Source organism: Bacillus sp. sid0103, assembly GCF_019219025.1.
In genome coordinates this window covers 46,930-67,686 of record NZ_JAHUWN010000001.1, presented here as the reverse complement: position 1 = coordinate 67,686, position 20,757 = coordinate 46,930, and the positions used below count along the sequence as shown (strand labels likewise).

General features: G+C 37.9%; 20 protein-coding genes. 19 read left to right on the top strand and 1 reads right to left on the bottom strand.

The window, feature by feature from the left end:
- Position 1 precedes the first annotated feature (1 nt).
- The 19 genes from KW850_RS00310 (at position 2) to KW850_RS00220 (ending at position 20,044) form a co-directional block, all read left to right on the top strand.
- Complete coding sequence (locus KW850_RS00310) at positions 2-961, top strand: ABC transporter permease (RefSeq protein WP_218345598.1); 960 nt, start codon at positions 2-4, stop codon at positions 959-961.
- A gap of 337 nt (positions 962-1,298) precedes the next feature.
- Positions 1,299-2,579, top strand: coding sequence for an EF-P 5-aminopentanol modification-associated protein YfmF (yfmF, locus tag KW850_RS00305; protein ID WP_218345597.1), 1,281 nt, complete (start codon positions 1,299-1,301; stop codon positions 2,577-2,579).
- Positions 2,579-3,871 carry an EF-P 5-aminopentanol modification-associated protein YfmH gene (gene yfmH, locus KW850_RS00300; RefSeq protein WP_218345596.1) on the top strand — a complete coding sequence of 431 codons (1,293 nt, stop codon included), beginning with the start codon at positions 2,579-2,581 and terminating at the stop codon, positions 3,869-3,871. Before yfmF ends, yfmH begins: the two co-directional genes overlap by 1 nt.
- A gap of 73 nt (positions 3,872-3,944) precedes the next feature.
- Positions 3,945-4,664, top strand: a complete 720-nt coding sequence (ymfI, locus tag KW850_RS00295; RefSeq protein ID WP_218345595.1) for an elongation factor P 5-aminopentanone reductase — start codon at positions 3,945-3,947, stop codon at positions 4,662-4,664.
- A gap of 83 nt (positions 4,665-4,747) precedes the next feature.
- Entirely contained in the window at positions 4,748-5,005 is a 258-nt protein-coding gene (locus KW850_RS00290) for a DUF3243 domain-containing protein (protein ID WP_218345594.1), read from the top strand.
- A gap of 169 nt (positions 5,006-5,174) precedes the next feature.
- Entirely contained in the window at positions 5,175-5,963 is a 789-nt protein-coding gene (locus KW850_RS00285) for a DUF3388 domain-containing protein (RefSeq protein ID WP_256358003.1), read from the top strand.
- Positions 5,964-5,984: 21 nt separating this feature from the next.
- Entirely contained in the window at positions 5,985-6,887 is a 903-nt protein-coding gene (locus KW850_RS00280; protein WP_218345592.1) for a helix-turn-helix domain-containing protein, read from the top strand.
- A gap of 51 nt (positions 6,888-6,938) precedes the next feature.
- Positions 6,939-7,523, top strand: coding sequence for a CDP-diacylglycerol--glycerol-3-phosphate 3-phosphatidyltransferase (pgsA, locus tag KW850_RS00275; protein ID WP_218345591.1), 585 nt, complete (start codon positions 6,939-6,941; stop codon positions 7,521-7,523).
- A gap of 38 nt (positions 7,524-7,561) precedes the next feature.
- On the top strand, positions 7,562-8,815 hold the full coding sequence (locus tag KW850_RS00270; protein ID WP_218345590.1) for a competence/damage-inducible protein A: 1,254 nt from the start codon (positions 7,562-7,564) through the stop codon (positions 8,813-8,815).
- Positions 8,816-9,071: 256 nt separating this feature from the next.
- A complete protein-coding gene (gene recA / locus KW850_RS00265; protein ID WP_218345589.1) occupies positions 9,072-10,115 on the top strand; it encodes a recombinase RecA in 1,044 nt (347 codons plus the stop codon).
- Positions 10,116-10,504: 389 nt separating this feature from the next.
- Positions 10,505-12,064, top strand: a complete 1,560-nt coding sequence (gene rny / locus KW850_RS00260) for a ribonuclease Y (protein WP_218345588.1) — start codon at positions 10,505-10,507, stop codon at positions 12,062-12,064.
- 109 nt (positions 12,065-12,173) lie between these two features.
- Entirely contained in the window at positions 12,174-12,971 is a 798-nt protein-coding gene (locus KW850_RS00255) for a TIGR00282 family metallophosphoesterase (RefSeq protein WP_218345587.1), read from the top strand.
- A gap of 271 nt (positions 12,972-13,242) precedes the next feature.
- Positions 13,243-13,503: a stage V sporulation protein SpoVS gene (spoVS, locus tag KW850_RS00250; RefSeq protein WP_026566505.1), complete on the top strand. Its 261-nt coding sequence runs from the start codon at positions 13,243-13,245 to the stop codon at positions 13,501-13,503.
- 482 nt (positions 13,504-13,985) lie between these two features.
- Positions 13,986-15,722, top strand: coding sequence for a 2-oxoacid:acceptor oxidoreductase subunit alpha (locus tag KW850_RS00245; RefSeq protein ID WP_218345586.1), 1,737 nt, complete (start codon positions 13,986-13,988; stop codon positions 15,720-15,722).
- Complete coding sequence (locus tag KW850_RS00240; protein ID WP_218345585.1) at positions 15,723-16,589, top strand: 2-oxoacid:ferredoxin oxidoreductase subunit beta; 867 nt, start codon at positions 15,723-15,725, stop codon at positions 16,587-16,589.
- Between the two features lie 182 nt (positions 16,590-16,771).
- Positions 16,772-18,316, top strand: coding sequence for a tRNA (N6-isopentenyl adenosine(37)-C2)-methylthiotransferase MiaB (gene miaB / locus KW850_RS00235; RefSeq protein WP_218345584.1), 1,545 nt, complete (start codon positions 16,772-16,774; stop codon positions 18,314-18,316).
- Between the two features lies 1 nt (position 18,317).
- Entirely contained in the window at positions 18,318-18,773 is a 456-nt protein-coding gene (locus KW850_RS00230) for a YlbF/YmcA family competence regulator (protein ID WP_218345583.1), read from the top strand.
- Between the two features lie 253 nt (positions 18,774-19,026).
- Positions 19,027-19,572 carry an outer spore coat protein CotE gene (locus tag KW850_RS00225; protein ID WP_218345582.1) on the top strand — a complete coding sequence of 182 codons (546 nt, stop codon included), beginning with the start codon at positions 19,027-19,029 and terminating at the stop codon, positions 19,570-19,572.
- A gap of 271 nt (positions 19,573-19,843) precedes the next feature.
- A complete protein-coding gene (locus KW850_RS00220; protein WP_218345581.1) occupies positions 19,844-20,044 on the top strand; it encodes a hypothetical protein in 201 nt (66 codons plus the stop codon).
- A 13-nt stretch (positions 20,045-20,057) separates the two neighbouring features.
- Here KW850_RS00220 and KW850_RS00215 read toward each other — a convergent pair whose 3' ends face one another.
- The gene (locus KW850_RS00215) at positions 20,058-20,609 is read right to left on the bottom strand and encodes a GNAT family N-acetyltransferase (protein WP_218345580.1); all 552 of its coding nucleotides are present in this window, start codon (positions 20,607-20,609) and stop codon (positions 20,058-20,060) included.
- Between the last annotated feature and the right edge of the window lie 148 nt (positions 20,610-20,757).

The window sequence follows — 20,757 nt, the reverse complement described above, 5'->3', positions numbered from 1 at the left end:
GTTGAGTTTAATGGATATTTTAATCATTCTTGTTCCATCCACTTTATTATGGGCAGCTCCACTTGTCTTCACTGCATTAGGCGGTATATTTTCAGAACGTTCTGGAGTAGTAAATATTGGACTTGAAGGTTTAATGGTAATTGGTGCATTCACCGCAATCGTATTTAACTTAACTACATTTGATACTTTTGGTAATGCTACACCTTGGATTGCATTATTGGTAGCAATGGCAGCAGGAGCATTCTTCTCCTTGTTCCATGCAATTGCTTCGATTACATTCCGTGCTGATCACACTGTTTCTGGTGTTGCCATTAACTTACTTGCAACTGGACTTACCTTGTTCCTTGTAAAACTTATCTATGATAAAGGTGAAACAGGAATTATCAGTAAAGGTTTCAGTAAAATTGATATTCCAGTTCTTAAAGATATTCCTATTATTGGTAAAATATTTTTCCAAAATACGTATTGGACATCTTTTTTAGCAATTTTAGTTGCTATTATCGTGTGGTACATTGTTTTCAAAACACCATTTGGTCTTCGCCTTCGTTCAGTTGGTGAACATCCAATGGCTGCAGACACAATGGGTATAAACGTAACAAAAATGCGTTATTTAGGTGTTATTCTTTCCGGAGCCCTTGGAGGTCTTGGCGGAGGAGTTTATGCACAATCGATCACATCAAACTTCAGCCACTCAACTATTAGTGGTCAAGGTTTCATGGCGTTAGCTGCCATGATTTTCGGAAAATGGCATCCACTTGGTGCATTAGGAGCTGCAATCTTCTTTGGTTTTGCTCAAAGTATTAGTATTATTGGATCAAGTTTACCTTTCTTAAAGGAAATTCCAAGTGTATACCTATTGATTGCACCATATGTATTAACCATTTTAGCCTTAACTGGATTCATCGGCCGCGCCGATGCACCAAAAGCAGTTGGTACTCACTATATCAAAGGCAGCAGATAATATCATCAGCAAGCAGAACCCCTGGTTATATTTCCAGGGGTTCTTTTTAATTGGCTCTGTTAAACTTGCCTGTTGATTTCCACTTCAGGCGCGTGCGGCTCGTGGTCGGTCAGGGGAGCCTCCTCGTCCTCCCGCAGGAGCGCAGCACCTTCTTCTCTAATCAACAATATGCCTTAACATCATCTTTTTATTAAAGAAAAAAGTGTAATTACTTGTATTGAACAAGCTTACCAAATTATAGTAATAAGTATAGGTTTTATTACAAAGGAAATGCTATAAAGAAAAATGTTTACATATTGTAATGTATAACCCTTTGAACAGTTAAGGAGGAATGTATGTGGCAACCGCTACAGAAAAAATAACCGAACTTAAGGGATATAAACTTCATCTAATCCCAACCGAAAAATATAAAACGAACACCTTGATCTGGAAAATGAAAGCGCCTCTAACAAAAGAAGATGTAACCAAACGGGCACTTCTTCCACAAGTATTACAAAGCAGTTCAGCTAAGTATTCTTCAACCACAGCTCTGCGGTCCTATCTTGATGAGTTATACGGCGCGACACTTTATGTTGACCTATCTAAAAAAGGTGAATACCATATCATGAGTTTTTCAATCGAAATTGCCAACGAAAAATTCTTAAGCGATCCAAGCCCATTATTAAAAAAAGGGTTTGAATTGTTAGCCGAAATATTAACCAATCCCAATATTAAGGGTAATGCCTTTGATAGAGAAACAGTTGAAAAAGAGAAGCGGACCCTAAAACAACGTATCCAATCTGTTTTTGATGATAAGATGCGCTACTCTAATATGCGCCTAATTCAAGAAATGTGTAAAGGCGAGCCTTATGCTTTAGAGGTAAACGGGGATGCAGCAGATGTTGATGCCATTACTCCGGAGAACTTATATGAATATTATAAAAACGCTTTTTTAACGGATGAAATGGATTTATATATTATCGGTGACGTTAATGAAGAAGAGGTAAAGAAATTTGCTGGAGACCTCCTGCATTTTGAAGAAAGAACACCGAAAAAGTTAGATAAACAAGAAGTAACCAAAAATAGACAGGTTAATGAAGTGAAAGAGCGGCAAGATGTAAAACAAGGAAAATTAAACATAGGATATCGCACGAATATTGTGTACGGTGACCCCGATTATTTTGCTTTACAAGTGTTTAATGGCATTTATGGCGGATTTGCTCATTCGAAATTATTTATAAATGTACGTGAAAAGGCAAGTCTCGCTTATTACGCAGCAAGTCGTCTTGAAAGTCATAAGGGCTTAATGATGGTTATGTCAGGTATTGATTTAAAAAATTATGATCAGGCAGTTGGAATCATTAATGATCAATTAGAGGCAATGAGAAACGGGGATTTCACGGAACAAGAGCTAGTCCAAACTAAAGCAGTCATCCAAAATCAAATTTTAGAGACAATTGACACATCAAGAGGACTAACTGAAATTCTTTATCATAATGTTGTGGCTGATGCAAATATTAATCTTGATACATGGCTTCAAGATATGCAAAAAGTAACCAAAGAAGAAATTATTGCAGTTGCTAAAAAAATCGAAATTGATACTATTTATTTCTTAACTGGAACGGAGGCGGCCAAATAATGGAGAAAATTACGTTTGACCAGCTTCAGGAGGAACTTTACCATGAAAAATTACCAAATGGTCTAAATGTTTATATCTTACCGAAAAAAGGATTTAATAAAACCTTCGCTACCTTTACAACAAAATATGGTTCTGTGGATAATACATTTGTTCCTTTTGGCAAAGAAGAGTATGTCAAAGTCCCCGATGGAATTGCCCACTTTTTAGAGCATAAGTTGTTTGAAAAAGAAGACGGTGATGTTTTTCAGCAATTTAGCCGCCAAGGTGCTTCCGCGAATGCTTTTACTTCCTTTACTCGAACCGCCTATTTATTTTCAAGCACGTCTGATGTAGAAAAAAATCTCGAAACACTCATTGATTTTGTGCAGGAGCCATATTTTTCTGAAAAAACGGTTGAAAAAGAAAAAGGAATTATTGGCCAAGAAATAACCATGTACGATGATAATGCTGATTGGCGTTTATACTTTGGATTGATTCAAAATCTTTACCAGAACCATCCGGTTAAAATTGATATAGCAGGAACAATTGAATCGATTTCACATATTACAAAAGATTGGCTTTATGAATGCTATAACACCTTTTATCATCCGAGCAACATGTTATTATTTATTGTAGGACCGGTTGATCCGAATAGTTTTATGGATCAAGTAAAAGAAAATCAAGCGAAAAAAGAATACAAAGATATGCCAGAGATTAAGCGTAAATTTGAGAATGAGCCAACAGAGGCAGCTGAAAAAAAACAGGTACTGGAAATGAACGTACAAACATCGAAATGTTTACTTGGGATTAAAGCACTTCATGTCGATCAAAGTGGCAATGAAATGCTGAAAAATGAATTAACGATGAATGTTCTATTGGATCTATTGTTTGGGAAAAGCTCGGAAAATTACAATCAACTCTATAATGATGGTTTAATTGATGAAACGTTTTCCTTCGATTATACACAAGAACAAGGCTTTGGTTTTGCTATGATTGGCGGAGACACTGGTGAACCTGACAAATTGGCGGAAACACTTGAAAAAATGCTATTAGAAGCAAAAAACAAACCTATATTTAATGAAGAGCAATTAGAAAGAGCCAAAAAGAAAAAGATTGGTGCATTTTTACGAGCGGTAAATTCACCAGAATATATCGCTAATCAATTTACACGCTATGCCTTTAATGATATGAACTTGTTTGATGTTGTGCCAACTCTTGAAAAAATCACCTTAAACGATGTTCAATCTCTTGCGTCTGAAGTCATTTCAGAAGAGCGCTTTTCAGTTTGCCAAGTAGTTCCAAAGAAAAAATAATAACCTGAAAGCGTCGTAATTTCGACGCTTTTTCTTTGTACTAGTTTTTAGTTAGAGAGAGAGTGTGATTTTTTTGAAATATGTATTAATAACTGGGGCAAGTGGTGGAATCGGACAAGCGATTGCATGTAACTTAGCCGAAAAAGGCTATCATTTGTATCTGCATTTTAATAAAAATGAACAAGCAATTAAAGGATTAATCAAAAAACTGAAGCCTTATGGTGGGGAATACATACCCATCCAAGCGGACTTGGAGGATCCTAGTGGTTATAAAAAGGTTGTTTCAGAAATATTTTCGTTAGATGCGATTATTCATTGCGGCGGACAAAGTCAATATGGACTCCTTGTTGATTTGCAACAAACTGAAGCAGAATCATTATTAAATGTACATGTATTAAGTCCATTAATGCTCACAAAAGAGCTTCTCCCAAAATTTCTTGCTAAAGGAAAAGGGAATATTGTGATGATATCGTCAATATGGGGTCAGACAGGAGCAGCGTGTGAGGTTGCCTATTCTACGGTTAAGGGTGCACAAATAGCTTTGGTAAAGGCATTAAGTAAAGAGGTGGCCATGAATGGAATACGAGTTAATGCCATTGCCCCAGGAGCTGTATCGACACCCATGATGGAAGGTTTTACACCAGAAGAGGTAGAGCAAATTGCTGATGAGATACCAATGGGAAGACTAGGCCAGCCGGAAGAAGTTGCGAGGTGCGTCGGTTTCTTGCTTTCCGAAGATTCATCCTACATAACAGGACAAGTTCTTTCCATAAATGGCGGGTGGTATACTTAAAAAAATTCAAAAGTTATTAATGCATAGTTCCCCTCACTTCATCGCAAAATAATCTTGTACAAATTTAAAGGAGGGAAAAAACCATGTCTGTTTTAGATAACTGGAAACAATGGGAAGAATTTTTAGCTGATCGTCTTCATCATGCACAAAATGAAGGTATGAGTGAAGGTGCTATTAATAATCTTGCATTTCAAATTGGTGATTATTTATCCAACCAGGTCGAGCCAAAAAACGAACAGGAAAGAATCCTTGCTGATCTTTGGTCAGTTGCAGATAAGGAAGAACAACAGGCTATTGCAAATATAATGGTTAAATTGGTTCAAAATAACGGCAATCGCTAAAAGAGAGGAGGCTTTCTCCTCTCTTTTTTGTGCTTCAAGGGTTCATTCTCCGTTAAAGAAGGTAATATCTTTGTTTTTACTTTCATCTTCATCCAAAATCATTTATTATAGGGGTTAGATGAGGAAATGTAAAAAAAATGTCGAAACTTCTTTAAAGGAGGTTTATTGCTTGAAAAAAGAATGGTATTTAGAATATGAGATACAAAAGAACCGACCTGGACTACTCGGGGATATTTCATCCTTGTTGGGTATGCTTTCTATTAACATTGTCACAATTAATGGTGTTGATGAAGGTCGACGTGGATTGCTCATTTTAGCAAAAGATGATGATCAAATTAAACGACTTGAGTCAATTTTACATACGATGGACACAATAAAAGTAATTAAACTTAGAGAACCAAAACTTCGTGACAGGCTTGCAGTTAGACATGGCCGTTATATTCAAAGAGATGCGGATGATAAAAAAACCTTCCGTTTTGTAAGGGATGAACTTGGCTTATTAGTTGATTTTATGGCAGAATTATTTAAACAGGAGGGACATAAGCTGATCGGTATTCGGGGAATGCCTCGAGTTGGAAAAACTGAATCACTTGTAGCTGCAAGTGTTTGCGCAAATAAGCGCTGGCTATTTGTGTCTTCCACACTGTTAAAACAAACAATTCGTAATCAACTTATTGAAGATGAATATAACGAAAACAATCTATTTATTCTCGATGGAATAGTTTCCACCAGACGTGCAAATGAGCGTCATTGGCAATTAGTCCGTGAAATCATGCGACTTCCGTCTGTAAAAGTAATTGAGCATCCAGATATCTTCGTTCAAAACTCAGAATATACACTGGATGATTTTGATTATATTATTGAACTTCGGAACGATGCGGAAGAAGAGATTACATACGAGGTCGTTGACCAGAATAACATGTTCTCCGGATCTGATTTTGGAGATTTTGATTTTTAATAAATTGGAAGGTGTTAACAGGTGACTGAATTAGGGAATCGACTTAAAGAAGCCCGATTAGCGAAAGGATTAAGCTTGGATGATGTACAATCCATGACGAAAATTCAAAAACGGTATTTAATTGGTATTGAAGAGGGGAATTATGCGAGCATGCCCGGGAATTTTTATGTTCGGGCATTTATTAAGCAATATGCAGAGGCGCTCAGCCTAAATCCTGATGAAATTTTTGAAACCTTTAAAGGTGAAATTCCAGCAAGCTTAAATGATGAATTGCCTCAGCAATTGTCTAGAGTGAAAACACACAAAGCCATTTCAGAAAGTAACTCTAAAATTTTTGATATTTTACCTAAAGTCTTAATCGGTGTTTTTGTGATTGGGGTTGCAAGCCTGTTATATTACTTTGTATATAAACATGCCGGCGATAATACGAATCAATCCATTAACAAGGAAAATGAGCCGGTTAAAATTGTGAAATCCGAGAATCTTGAGAAAGAAAAAGCAGACGAAAAAGAGAATAAGAAAGACAACACGGAAGAAAAGAAGGATAATCAAGCTGCCGATGAACAACAAACAAACATTGAAGAAACACCAACACAAGAAATTAAGGCTGTTCAAAGCAGCGGCAGGAATTCAACTTACGAATTAAAGAATGCAGACAAATTTGTCGTAAAGTTGGTATCTAAAGGACAGACCTGGGTTAGTATTAAAAATGGAAAAGGGAAATCCTTTTTCCAGGGAACACTAAAAAAAGGCGGAACCGAGAGTCAAACAGAAGATTTATCTGCTGAAAGCACGGCTGTGATTAGGGTAGGAAATGCTGCGGATACAGATATCTTTGTAAATGACCAAAAGCTCGAGTATGCAGTACCAGCGACTGCAAATGTTCAGAACATAACAATTCAATATGTTCTGAAAAACGAATAGTCATCTGTTGATGACTATTTTTCGCTTTAATTCATAAAACGGAGGAAAACTATGAATATTCCGAATAGAATAACTGTATCGAGAATATTATTAATCCCAATATTCTTGATTATTATGCTTGCTCCTTTTGATTGGGGCGATATGCATCTCCTTGGGACAATCCTTCCAGTTACCCATTTTGTTGGTGCATTGATTTTCATTTTAGCCTCAGCAACTGATTGGGTTGATGGTCATTATGCCCGGAAATATAACCTTGTGACCAATATGGGAAAATTTCTCGACCCTCTTGCTGACAAATTACTAGTCTCAGCTGCACTCATCGTTCTTGTTGAACTGAACGATGTGTATGCACCTTCTTGGATCGTGATTATTATTATTAGCAGAGAGTTTGCTGTAACTGGGTTACGTCTTTTGCTTGCAGGAGAAGGCGAAGTTGTGGCAGCTAATATGCTTGGCAAAATTAAAACATGGGCGCAAATTGTCGCTATCTCATCGCTTTTATTACATAATATTATTTTTGATATGATCCCGTTTCGTTTTGATATCGTGTCTTTATGGGTTGCATTAATTTTTACAATTTGGTCTGGATGGGATTATTTTGTGAAAAATAGTCATGTCCTTAAAAATTCAAAGTAAGTGTTATCTTAATATGAAGGAAAGGAAGATGTGTGAGGATGAATGCTGAGATTATTGCTGTAGGTTCTGAGTTGTTGCTCGGTCAAATTGTGAATACGAATGCACGATTTTTGTCTCAGCAATTGGCTGGCCTTGGAATTAATGTCTATTTTCATACGGTTGTTGGTGATAATCCTGATAGGCTAAAAACGGCCATTGAAATAGCTGAAAGGCGTGCTGATCTTATTATCTTTACTGGTGGTCTTGGACCAACAAAGGATGATTTAACGAAGGAAACGATTGCTCGTCACCTCGGAAAAGAACTAGTTACCGATGAAAATGCGTTAGCTTCGATAGAACTGTACTTTAATCGGACCAACCGCGTAATGACAGAAAATAACCGAAAACAGGCACTTGTATTGAGTGGGGCACATATTCTTCCAAATGATCATGGAATGGCTCCAGGAATGGTAGTTGAATCTAACGGTCACTCCTATATGCTCCTGCCAGGTCCTCCAAAAGAACTTGAACCTATGTTTTGTCAATATGGTTATCAGGCGCTTTCTAATGAAAATATGGCCAAAGAGGTAATTGTCTCTAGAGTGTTAAGGTTTTTTGGAATTGGTGAAGCTGCATTGGAAACGGAACTAATGGATTTAATTGATGCGCAAAGCAATCCAACGATAGCCCCCCTTGCAGGTGATGGTGAGGTTACTTTGAGACTGACCGCAAAACATGTGGACGGGAAAAAAGCTCATTCACTGCTCGATGAATTAGAAAAAACGATTAACCAGCGTGTTGGTGTATTTTTATATGGATACGATGAAACTTCGCTTATGGATGAAGTGATGAAAACCCTAAAGACACGAAAATTTACAATTTCTGCTGCAGAGAGTTTAACAGGCGGACTATTTCAACAACAACTAACTGCACTTTCAGGAGCAAGTTCCGTGTTTTATGGCGGAGTTGTCTGCTATTCCAATGATGTTAAACAGCATTTATTACATGTACGGCAAGAAACGCTTGAAACACAAGGTGCGGTGAGTGAGCAATGTGCAAGAGAACTCGCTGAAAATACCTCAAAATTATTTAATTCTGATATAGGAATTAGTTTTACTGGTGTAGCTGGTCCTGAAGAGCTAGAGGGCAAGCCGGTCGGTACTGTCTTTATTGGGATTGCGCTTAAGGGAAGGCCGACGATTGTAGAAAAGCTTTCCTTAGCCGGAACAAGGGAAGCAAACCGGACCCGTGCTGTAAAATTTGGATGTTATTTTCTACTTCGCACATTAAAAGAGTCACAGAATGCTAAATAGCATTCTGTGACTTTTTTTGAAGAAAAATATCTGACAACGGACGAAATTATCTTTTTCAGACGACAAAAGAGGCAATAAAATACAAAAGGAGTGGGGATCTTCCTTTTTTTACATCAATTTTGTTTTGAAAATAAACGAATGAATGTTCGTTTTTTTGCTCGACAAATATCCGAAAAGCGGTTATATTATTAATAGGTATTAAATTAATAGATTATAGCAATTAGCTTGTGTTTATATATAAGGGAGGAAATGATTCGTGAGTAATGATCGTAAAGCGGCCTTAGAAATGGCGTTAAAGCAAATAGAAAAGCAATTCGGTAAAGGTTCCGTCATGAAGATGGGAGAGAAAACGGATACGAAGATTTTAACGAGTCCGAGTGGCTCATTAGCACTTGATGCAGCACTTGGAGTGGGCGGATATCCTAGAGGTCGTATTATCGAAGTTTATGGCCCTGAGAGCTCTGGTAAAACAACGGTTGCTTTGCATGCGATTGCTGAAGTTCAAGCAAATGGTGGACAAGCAGCATTTATTGATGCTGAACATGCCCTTGACCCGACATATGCACAGAAATTGGGAGTTAATATTGATGAGTTATTATTATCACAGCCTGATACTGGCGAACAAGCTCTTGAAATTGCTGAAGCATTAGTGCGAAGCGGTGCCATTGATATTCTAATCGTTGACTCAGTTGCAGCGCTAGTACCAAAAGCAGAAATTGAAGGTGAAATGGGAGATTCTCACGTTGGTTTACAAGCTCGTCTGATGTCTCAAGCCCTTCGTAAACTATCAGGGGCCATCAACAAATCTAAGACAATTGCTATCTTTATTAACCAAATCCGTGAAAAAATTGGCGTTATGTTTGGAAACCCTGAAACCACACCTGGGGGTCGTGCTCTAAAGTTTTATTCAACAGTCCGTCTAGAAGTGCGCCGTGCTGAAGCATTGAAGCAAGGAACTGACATTGTAGGGAATAAAACAAAAATTAAAATCGTAAAAAATAAGGTTGCTCCTCCTTTCCGTACTGCAGAGGTAGACATTATGTATGGTGAAGGGATTTCTAAGGAAGGCGAGATTGTTGATCTAGGCTCCGATTTAGATATCGTTCAAAAGAGCGGTTCATGGTATTCCTATAATGATATAAGAATTGGTCAAGGGCGTGAAAATGCAAAGCTGTACTTAAAGGAAAACCCTGATATGCGTCTTCAGATTCAAACGAAGATCCGTGAACATTATGGTTTAGACGGTGAAAAATTTGTAACTGAAACAGATGATGATGAACAATTTGAATTAATCGACTAAATGAGATGAAAGAGAGCAAAGCTATTTATGGTTTTGCTCTTTTCTTTACATAGACATTGTGATATTACACTATTACACTATGTGGATTGGAGCGGAAATCAACACAGCCTAAAGTATTTATATACAAGCATATACTCATAAATAGACGATAAAAGTCAGCCATTAGGAACATAAAATGATGTCCTATTCTAAATATTTAAAAAAGCCACTAGGACTAAGCCTTGACAATGAATATTCCCACCTTTACAATTAACATGTATATTTTACATTTTTGGTATTATTACAATCCGAAAAAGCCTTGGTGCTTGCTGTATGTTGAGTCTAAACAATGTACATGCCGACACTTAAAAAAATGTAACAAAAGTTCATAGCAAGAGGAGGTGTAACGATTGGATTTAATTACTATCATCTCCATTTTGCTTGGCCTTATCGTCGGTGCCGTTGTTGGCTATTTTGTTCATAAATCCATTGCTGAAGCAAAAGTAGCTGGTGCAAAGAATGCTGCAGAGCAGATTCTAGAAGATGCGAAACGTGATGCTGATTCATTGAAAAAAGAAGCTTTGCTAGAAGCAAAGGATGAAATTCACAAGCTTCGCACAGAAGCAGAGCGTGAGGTTCGTGAACGAAGAAATGAAATGCAAAAACAAGAAAACCGTTTACTGCAAAGAGAAGAGAATTTAGATCGAAAAGAGGAAACGTTAAATAAGCGTGAAAATCTTTTAGAAAAGAAGGATGATTCTCTAAACCAAAGACAACAGCATATTGAAGAGATGGAAAGCAAAGTGGACGAGTTGGTACGAAAACAACAAACTGAACTCGAACGAATTTCAAGCTTAACGCGCGAGGAAGCAAAAGCCATCATTATCGACAGAATGGAGCAGGAATTAACCCATGACACTGCCATAATGATTAAGGAAAGCGAGAATCGTGCGAAAGAGGAAGCAGACAAGAAAGCGAAGGAAATTCTTTCGCTAGCAATCCAGCGTTGCGCTGCTGACCATGTTGCGGAAACGACTGTCTCTGTCGTCAACCTACCAAATGACGAAATGAAGGGCCGAATTATTGGCCGTGAAGGAAGAAATATTCGGACGCTAGAAACGTTAACAGGAATTGATTTAATAATTGATGATACTCCTGAAGCTGTCATTCTATCAGGTTTTGATCCTATTCGTCGTGAAACGGCGCGCTTAGCCCTTGAGAAATTAGTTCAAGATGGGCGTATCCACCCAGCACGAATAGAGGAAATGGTAGAAAAATCTCGTCGTGAAGTGGATGAGTATATCCGTGAGGTTGGTGAGCAAACCACTTTTGAAGTGGGAGTTCATGGACTTCATCCAGATCTTATCAAAATTCTTGGCCGCTTGAAGTTCCGTACAAGCTATGGTCAAAACGTCTTAAAGCATTCAATGGAAGTAGCACAACTATCTGGATTACTTGCGGCTGAACTAGGCCAAGATGAAACCCTAGCACGTCGTGCAGGCTTACTTCATGATATCGGAAAAGCGATCGACCATGAAGTTGAAGGCAGCCATGTAGAAATTGGTGTTGAACTTGCAACCAAATACAAGGAACACCCGGTAGTAATTAATAGTATTGCATCTCACCATGGGGATACCGAGCCAACATCAATTATTTCTGTTTTAGTTGCAGCTGCTGATGCTTTATCAGCCGCAAGGCCTGGTGCACGTAGTGAGACGCTTGAAAATTATATCCGTCGTCTTGAAAAGTTAGAGGAGATTTCTGAGTCATATGAAGGTGTTGAGAAGTCCTTTGCAATTCAAGCAGGGCGTGAAGTGCGTATTATTGTTAGACCGGATTCGGTTGATGATCTTGCAGCTCACCGCTTAGCACGTGATATTCGGAAGCGCATTGAAGAAGAACTTGATTATCCTGGACACATTAAGGTTACAGTTATCCGTGAAACACGGGCTGTTGAATACGCAAAATAAAAGCGGTGCGCATGCACCGCTTTATTTTTTGGTGTGCTAGTTCGATTAAATCAAGTCTGTATGTGATACAATTTAAACATTAACAATTTTCTTGATGAAAGGAATAAAAATGAATCTACTTTTTATCGGTGATGTTGTCGGCTCTCCAGGCCGAGACATGGTGAAGGAATATCTACCAAAATTAAAAGAAAAATATCGTCCTCATTTTACGATCATTAATGGGGAAAATGCAGCTAGCGGCAAGGGAATTACAGAAAAAATCTACCGCGAATTTTTAGGGTATGGTGCACAGGCAGTAACACTTGGTAATCACTCATGGGATAACCGTGATATCTTTGAATTTATCGGTACTGCTAAAAATATGGTTAGACCCGCAAATTTTCCTGAAGGAACACCCGGGAAAGGAATGGCGTTTTTTAAAGTCAATGATTTAGAAATTGCCGTGATCAATCTACAAGGACGAACTTTTATGGCACCTTTGGATTGTCCTTTTAAAAAGGCAGACGAATTAATTGCCATCGCCAGAGAGAGAACCCCATATATTTTTGTGGATTTTCATGCGGAGGTTACCAGTGAGAAACAGGCAATGGGCTGGTACTTGGATGGCAGAGTATCTGCAGTAGTGGGGACACATACACATGTTCAGACGGCCGATAGCCGAATTTTACCGAATGGCACAGGATATCTAAGCGATGTGGGCATGACAGGGCCGTATGATGGCATTCTAGGCGTTGAGAGAGAAGCTGTCCTTAAAAGGTTCCTAACAAGTCTTCCTGTCCGATTTGAAGTGGCAACAGGTGAAAGAAATCAGCTAAGTGCGGTGGTTATTGAATTGGATCGGAAAACTGGCTTTGCCAAAAAAATTCAGCCGATCTTAATAAATGATGATCATCCGTTTTATTCTTAGCGGAAAGATAAGTGCCGGGAACGGAACTCAACAGGCAAGTTTGACAGTGCCATTTTTTAAAGAGCAAATTAATTTTGCTCTTTTTTATTTTTATCTAGTAACGCTGAACAGTGTCTATTCCAGCGTCTAGGGCTTTTGCTTTACGTATTTTTTTTGTCCAAGCCGGAATATGTTTTTTCACAACTGAATATAGTAGCAGTGGAATGTTATAACCTGATTTGTTCATGAAACTGCTCATGCGGGATCGGGATTTTCTAAGGAGGAGCTAGAAATGGATATATTAAAAGTTTCAGCAAAATCTAATCCTAATTCTGTAGCTGGTGCGCTTGCCGGGGTTCTGCGTGAAAGAGGTGCAGCGGAAATACAGGCAATTGGGGCGGGTGCATTGAATCAAGCCGTTAAGGCAGTAGCGATTGCTCGAGGATTTGTAGCACCTAGCGGAGTTGATTTAATCTGTATCCCTGCGTTTACCGATATTTTGATTGACGGGGAAGAACGCACAGCTATCAAACTCATTGTTGAACCGCGTTGAAAGAGATAGACTATTGACATGAAAAACCAAATTAAATTCATTCTACCTGCTTGTTAAACAAGCAGGTATTTTTTAGGTTAGGGCCTAAAAATGAATGGAGTTGATAATATTATTATTCTAAGATAAACTTTCGTGATTTCTAGAATATAAAAATAAAATATTCGTATGAAGAATAAATGTGAGAAAAACTGCCATAAAATGTGGAAAAACGTTGATTTATTTTGGTTCGACATTATCGGCCGAGAGTGTATTTTAAATAATAAAAAAATATTCATATTTTAGACAATATTTCACTTTAAAGGGTTGCAATTTTTAGTGCATAGGTCTAGAATTGTAAGCGTTTAGTATATATCTTAAGTTACTTTTTTTAGTCTTTTTATAATCATAGGCTAAATTCTAGTGAAATACTCGGAATAGTGCTAAACTAATAAATGGATCAATCTAAACTACTTAATTTTTACATATCCAAAGGGGTGTAAGTCATGATCAATCAACTTTCATGGAAAGTTGGAGGACAACAAGGGGAAGGTATTGAAAGTACTGGGGAAATCTTTGCAATTGCACTGAATCGCCTGGGATATTACTTGTATGGTTATCGTCACTTTTCTTCACGTATTAAAGGCGGTCATACGAACAATAAAATCAGAGTGAGTACGACAGAAGTTCGTTCTATTTCTGATGACCTAGATATCCTGGTAGCTTTCGACCAAGAAACTATTGATTTAAACTACAAAGAACTACACAGTAAGGGTGTAATCCTTGCAGATGCGAAATTCTCTCCAAAGAAACCAGAGGATACTGAAGCATCATTGTATGCGGTACCATTTACTGAAATTGCCACTGAACTTGGAACTTCTTTAATGAAAAACATGGTTGCAATCGGTGCAACATCTGCCGTATTGGACTTAGATATTAATGTATTTGAAGTAGTAGTCCGTGAGATTTTTGGCAAAAAAGGCGATCAAGTAGTTGCAAAAAATATGGAAGCAATCAAAGCTGGCTTTGAAAAAATGAAAGAAAATCTTGCTTCTGGTATCCAAACAATGGAACTTGAAAAGGCTGACGGTAAAAAAAGGATGTTTATGATTGGAAACGACGCAATCGCTCTTGGAGCAATTGCAGGCGGATGCCGTTTTATGGCAGCATACCCAATTACACCAGCATCTGAGATTATGGAATATTTGATTAAAAAGCTGCCTGCATTAGGTGGTACAGTTATTCAAACAGAAGACGAAATTGCTGCTTGTACAATGGCCATTGGCGCTAACTACGGCGGTGTACGTACGATTACTGCTTCTGCTGGACCTGGATTATCCTTAAAAATGGAAGCAATCGGACTTTCTGGTATTACTGAAACACCGCTTGTAATTGTTGATACACAACGTGGCGGTCCTTCAACAGGATTACCAACTAAACAAGAACAATCTGACCTTATGGCAATGATTTATGGAACACATGGTGAAATTCCGAAAATTGTTATGGCTCCAAGTACAGTTGAAGAAGCGTTTTATGATACCGCGGAGGCATTCAATTTAGCTGAAGAGTATCAATGTCCAGTCATTATTTTATCTGACCTTCAATTATCTTTGGGTAAACAAACAGTTGAACCATTAAACTATGGCAAGGTTGAAATCAGACGCGGGAAATTGGTAACAGATGAAATACCTGCTAACGAAAATAATGCATACTTCAAACGATATGAAGTAACAGAAGATGGAGTTTCTCCACGTGTAATCCCTGGTATGAAGAATGGTATTCACCATGTAACAGGTGTTGAGCACGATGAGACTGGTAAACCATCTGAATCTGCTGCAAACCGAATTGCACAAATGGATAAGCGTTTCCGTAAAGTCGAAAATATTCGTTTTGATACACCAGTTTACAAAAATATTAAGCACGAGGATGCAGATGTTTTATTTGTAGGATTTAACTCCACTCGCGGTGTTATTGAAGAAGCAATGACACGTTTAGAGAATGATGGCTTAAAAGTAAATCATGCACACATCCGTTTAATTCATCCATTCCCAACAGACGAAGTTCTTCCACTTGTTCGCTCTGCTAAGAAAGTTGTTGTTGTGGAAAACAATGCAACTGGACAATTAGCGAATATTATGAAAATGAATGTTGGACATGCTGAAAAAATTACGAAGCATCTTAAATATGACGGAAATCCGTTCCTACCACACGAAGTTTATACAAAATGCAAGGAGTTGTTCTAAATGGCCACTTTTAAAGACTTTCGAAACAATGTAAAACCGAACTGGTGCCCTGGCTGTGGCGACTTCTCTGTACAAGCGGCAATGCAACGTGCGGCAGCGAATGTAGGCTTAGAGCCAGAAAACTTAGCTGTTATTTCGGGAATCGGATGTTCTGGACGTATTTCCGGTTATATTAATTCATATGGCTTCCATGGTATTCATGGCCGTTCACTTCCAATCGCACAAGGTGTTAAAATGGCTAATCGTGATTTAACTGTTATCGCTTCTGGTGGTGACGGTGACGGATATGCAATTGGTATGGGTCATACGGTACATGCCATTCGCCGTAATCTCGATATTACTTATATCGTAATGGATAACCAAATATATGGTTTAACAAAAGGTCAAACATCTCCACGTTCTGCAGCAGGATTTAAAACAAAGTCCACGCCGCAAGGTTCGATCGAACAATCGATTTCTCCAATGGAAATGGCTTTGACTGTTGGAGCAACATTTGTAGCTCAAAGTTTCTCTACTGATCTTAAAGATTTAACTGCTTTAATTGAAGCAGGAATCAAACACAAAGGATTTTCTTTAATCAATGTGTTCAGTCCTTGTGTTACTTATAACAAGGTAAACACATATGATTGGTTTAAAGAAAATCTAACAAAACTTAGTGATATTGAAGGTTATGACCCTTCAAATCGTGAAGAAGCCATGCAGACTTTAATGAAGCATAATGGTCTTGTAACGGGACTTATTTATCAAAACACTGAGCGTAAGTCTTATCAAGAACTAATCACTGGCTTCTCAGAAACACCTTTATCCAAAGCTGACCTAAACCTAGATCAAAATTATTTTGATAAATTAGTTTCTGAATTTGTTTAAACTGAAATAGAAAATCCCGTGGCTTTAGCCTACGGGATTTTCTATTGTTTTCAAGTCAGTTAACCTTTATACTATAATAATGTGCGGATACTGTCTGGAATCCCCAACTGTTTGCACAAATGAAAATTTCAAATTTTTAATAGATGAATGGATAAAATGGAAAGAAAGGGGCAATTGAACAAATGAATGAAAAACAACGTTTAGAAGGTACACAAGTCGAATCTGTTAATTCTTCGGACAAAAAATCCGATAAGGATTACAGCAAGTACTTTGAACAAGTGATTACTGCACCATCTTTGAAAGACGCTAAGAAACGTGGAAAAGAAGAAGTAAAGTACCACAATGATTTTGCGATTCCAGAGAAATTCCGTGGAATGGGTGAGGGTCGAAAGTTCTATATCCGTACCTATGGCTGCCAAATGAATGAACATGATACGGAAGTTATGGCAGGGATATTTTTAGCTCTAGGCTATGAACCGACAGACAGAACCGAAGACGCAAATGTCATTCTATTAAATACATGTGCCATTCGGGAAAATGCAGAAAATAAAGTGTTCGGTGAACTAGGTCATTTAAAGTCATTAAAATTGGAAAAGCCTGATTTACTTCTTGGTGTTTGTGGATGTATGTCACAAGAAGAATCGGTCGTTAACAAAATCCTAAAAACCTACAATCAGGTTGACATGATTTTTGGTACCCATAATATTCACCGTTTACCACAAATCTTGAACGAAGCATACATGTCAAAAGAAATGGTTGTCGAAGTTTGGTCTAAAGAAGGGGATGTAATTGAAAACCTTCCTAAAGTCCGCCGCGGGAAAATTAAGGCATGGGTAAACATCATGTACGGCTGTGATAAATTCTGTACCTATTGTATTGTACCATACACCCGTGGGAAAGAAAGAAGCCGCAGACCAGAAGAAATTATTCAAGAAGTACGTCATCTTGCTGCACAGGGGTACCAAGAAGTTACTTTACTTGGTCAAAATGTAAATGCTTATGGAAAAGATTTAGATAACAATTCCTATGGACTTGGTGAATTGATGGATGAATTACGAAAAATAGATATTCCAAGAATCCGCTTTACAACAAGTCATCCGCGAGATTTTGATGACCGGTTAATTAGCGTGCTTGCAAAAGGTGGAAACCTTATGGATCATATCCATCTACCAGTTCAATCGGGTTCAACTGATGTGTTAAAAATTATGGCAAGAAAGTATACAAGAGAACAATATTTAGAACTTGTTAGAAAAATTAAAGCGGCCATTCCTAATGTTGCGTTAACCACTGATATTATTGTAGGTTACCCAAATGAAACAGATGAACAGTTTGAAGAAACAATGTCCCTCTATCGTGAAGTTGGATATGAATTGGCCTATACCTTTATTTATTCACCACGTGAAGGTACTCCAGCTGCAAAAATGGAGGATAACGTTCCAATGGAAGTGAAGAAAGCACGCTTGCAGCGCTTAAATGCTCTTGTTAATGAGCTTTCATTAGAAGCTATGAAAAAACATGAGGGCCAAATCGTCAATGTGCTTGTTGAAGGGGAAAGTAAGAACAATCCAGATGTACTTGCAGGTTATACCTCAAGGAATAAACTTGTAAACTTTGCAGCACCAAAATCAGCGATTGGCAAAATTGTAAAAGTCAAAATTACTGAAGCAAGAACATGGTCATTAAACGGAGAAATGGTCGAAGAACTAGAACCAGCAGAGGTGAAGTAAAGTGGCGAAATATACAAAAGATGATATCGTTGCACGTGCGACAGACTTAGCACGGATGATTGCTGAAACAGAAGAGGTTGACTTTTTTAAGCGGGCAGAAGCACAGTTAAATGAAAACAAGAAAGTTCATACCTTAATTTCTGACATTAAAGGATTACAAAAGCAAGCTGTAAATCTTCAGCATTATGGAAAACCTGAAGCTTTAAAGAAAGTGGAAGATAAAATTGCTTCTATTGAACAAGAGTTAGATGAAATTCCTGTTGTACAAGAATTCAAACAATCACAAATAGACGTGAACGAATTACTGCAAATTATTGCTTCAACCATTTCAAATACGGTTACCGATGAAATCATCATGTCAACGGGCGGCGATGTATTGTTAGGAGAAACTGGTTCAAGCCTGAAAAATGGCGGCGGCTCTTGTGAAGGTCACGACGATTGCGATCACGAACATTAATACTCCAAAGCCAGGCTTATTCCAAAGCCTGGTTTTGTTTTATGTATCCTAACTCCACCTTTATTTTCCCCTGTTTATTAAATCTTATTACTTCCCATTTTTTAAGTACAGGCATAGAAGGCACACACCTACAAATCCCGCATAAAATGAACTATGACTAAACTTTTATCCAGTACTCATCAAAATAAATATCACACTAGTCTAATATCTTGCATACGATGAAATGAAAATGAATGAGGAGGGTTCGCGCGAAATGGGAGAATATAGAGAGATAATTACGAAGGCCGTAGTAGCGAAAGGACGTAAATTCACCCAGTCCAATCATACGATTAGCCCGGCGCATAGTCCAACAAGTATACTTGGCTGTTGGATCATCAACCACAAATACAATGCGAAAAAGGTTGGCAAGACAGTAGAGATACATGGCTCTTACGACATCAACGTTTGGTATTCATTTAATGATAATACCAAAACAGAAGTTGTCACAGAACGTGTACAATATACAGATGTCATTAAGTTAAAGTATCGTGACCATGATTGCCTCGATGACAATGAAATTAGTGCTCGAGTACTTCAGCAGCCAAATTGTGTAGAAGCGGTCATTTCTCCGAATGGCAATCGTATCATCGTCCATGTCGAAAGAGAATTCCTTGTAGAGGTGATTGGCGAAACAAAGGTTTGTGTTCATGTCAGCACTGAGGGATGCAAGGACAGTGACGATGATTGGGGGATGGATGTAGACGATGAAGAATTCGAGGAGTTAAATCCAGATTTCTTAGTCGGCTCAGAAGAAGAATAACCATAACTAGGAGGTTTTTACTTCCTAGTTTTTTTCTTTATTATAGGCTATATTAAAGCTCATTGTTCATTTTGGCACCCTGTTGATTGGAGCCGAAGGCACGATACTCCTGAATGAAAGCGGGTTAAGGGAGACCCCGCAGGCGCTTAGTCCCTGGAGAGGAATTCAACAGGCCAGTTTAACAGTGCTTTTTTAAAAGAAAGGATGGAAAATTATAATTTTAGAATGAATAAATGACAAAATTAGCAAGCTATGATAAGGAGGTGGTAAAATGGAACCCAAACAGCCTGGAAATAAAAATATGCCTGATTTTGACCAATTAAATGACAGAATTATTGCAGAAAGTTCACCCTCACCAATGCTTGTGATCAAAACAAATCTCGACCCAAAAGAGGCAACTGAAAATAATCCGTATTATCATAATACGGAAGTGAATAGCGCTAAAAAAATCAAGGAATATTTTGAGGAATAACAAAGCCAGGCATTTATACCTGGCTTTTTAACCATTCTGGTTTTAATATGGACAAAACAGATGTGTCATGAAATTCCTCATTTTGATGGATATAGCTGCGAAGAATTCCTTCTTTTGTAAAACCCATTTTGATAAGTAGATTTATCGATGCTTCATTCTCAGGATAAACGATAGCTCCGATTCGACATAAATCTAATTGATTAAAGCTAAAGCGGATCACTTCATTTATTGCCTCTGATGCCAACCCTCTTCGCCAATAATCTGGATGGAGTTCATATCCAATCTCTGCTCGCTTATTTTTTAAATGTAAAGCATTAAGCCCGACGGTACCAATGAATTTCTGATTTTCTTTTAATTTGATACCCCAACGAATCCCGCGTTTGTCAACAAGATTCTTATGAAACATATCAATTAATCTTGAGGCTTCGACTGGTAACGTAAAGCGGTTAGTCCCATAATACCGAGTTACTTCTTCTAATGATAAAATTTCATATAGGTAGTCCACATGCTGATGGGTTATTTCAATTAATTTAAGCCTTTTTGTTTCTAGAATTGGAAATGTCATGGCAAACCCTTTCTATTAGCCTCTTGTGCCGCATATTTACATATTTGATATTAAGGAATTTCCAAATGAATTTTTCATCTTTCTATTAATTATTAGTGTATAATGGCATAAAAGAAATTTCCATTCTTTTTAGAAAAAGTCTCATAAT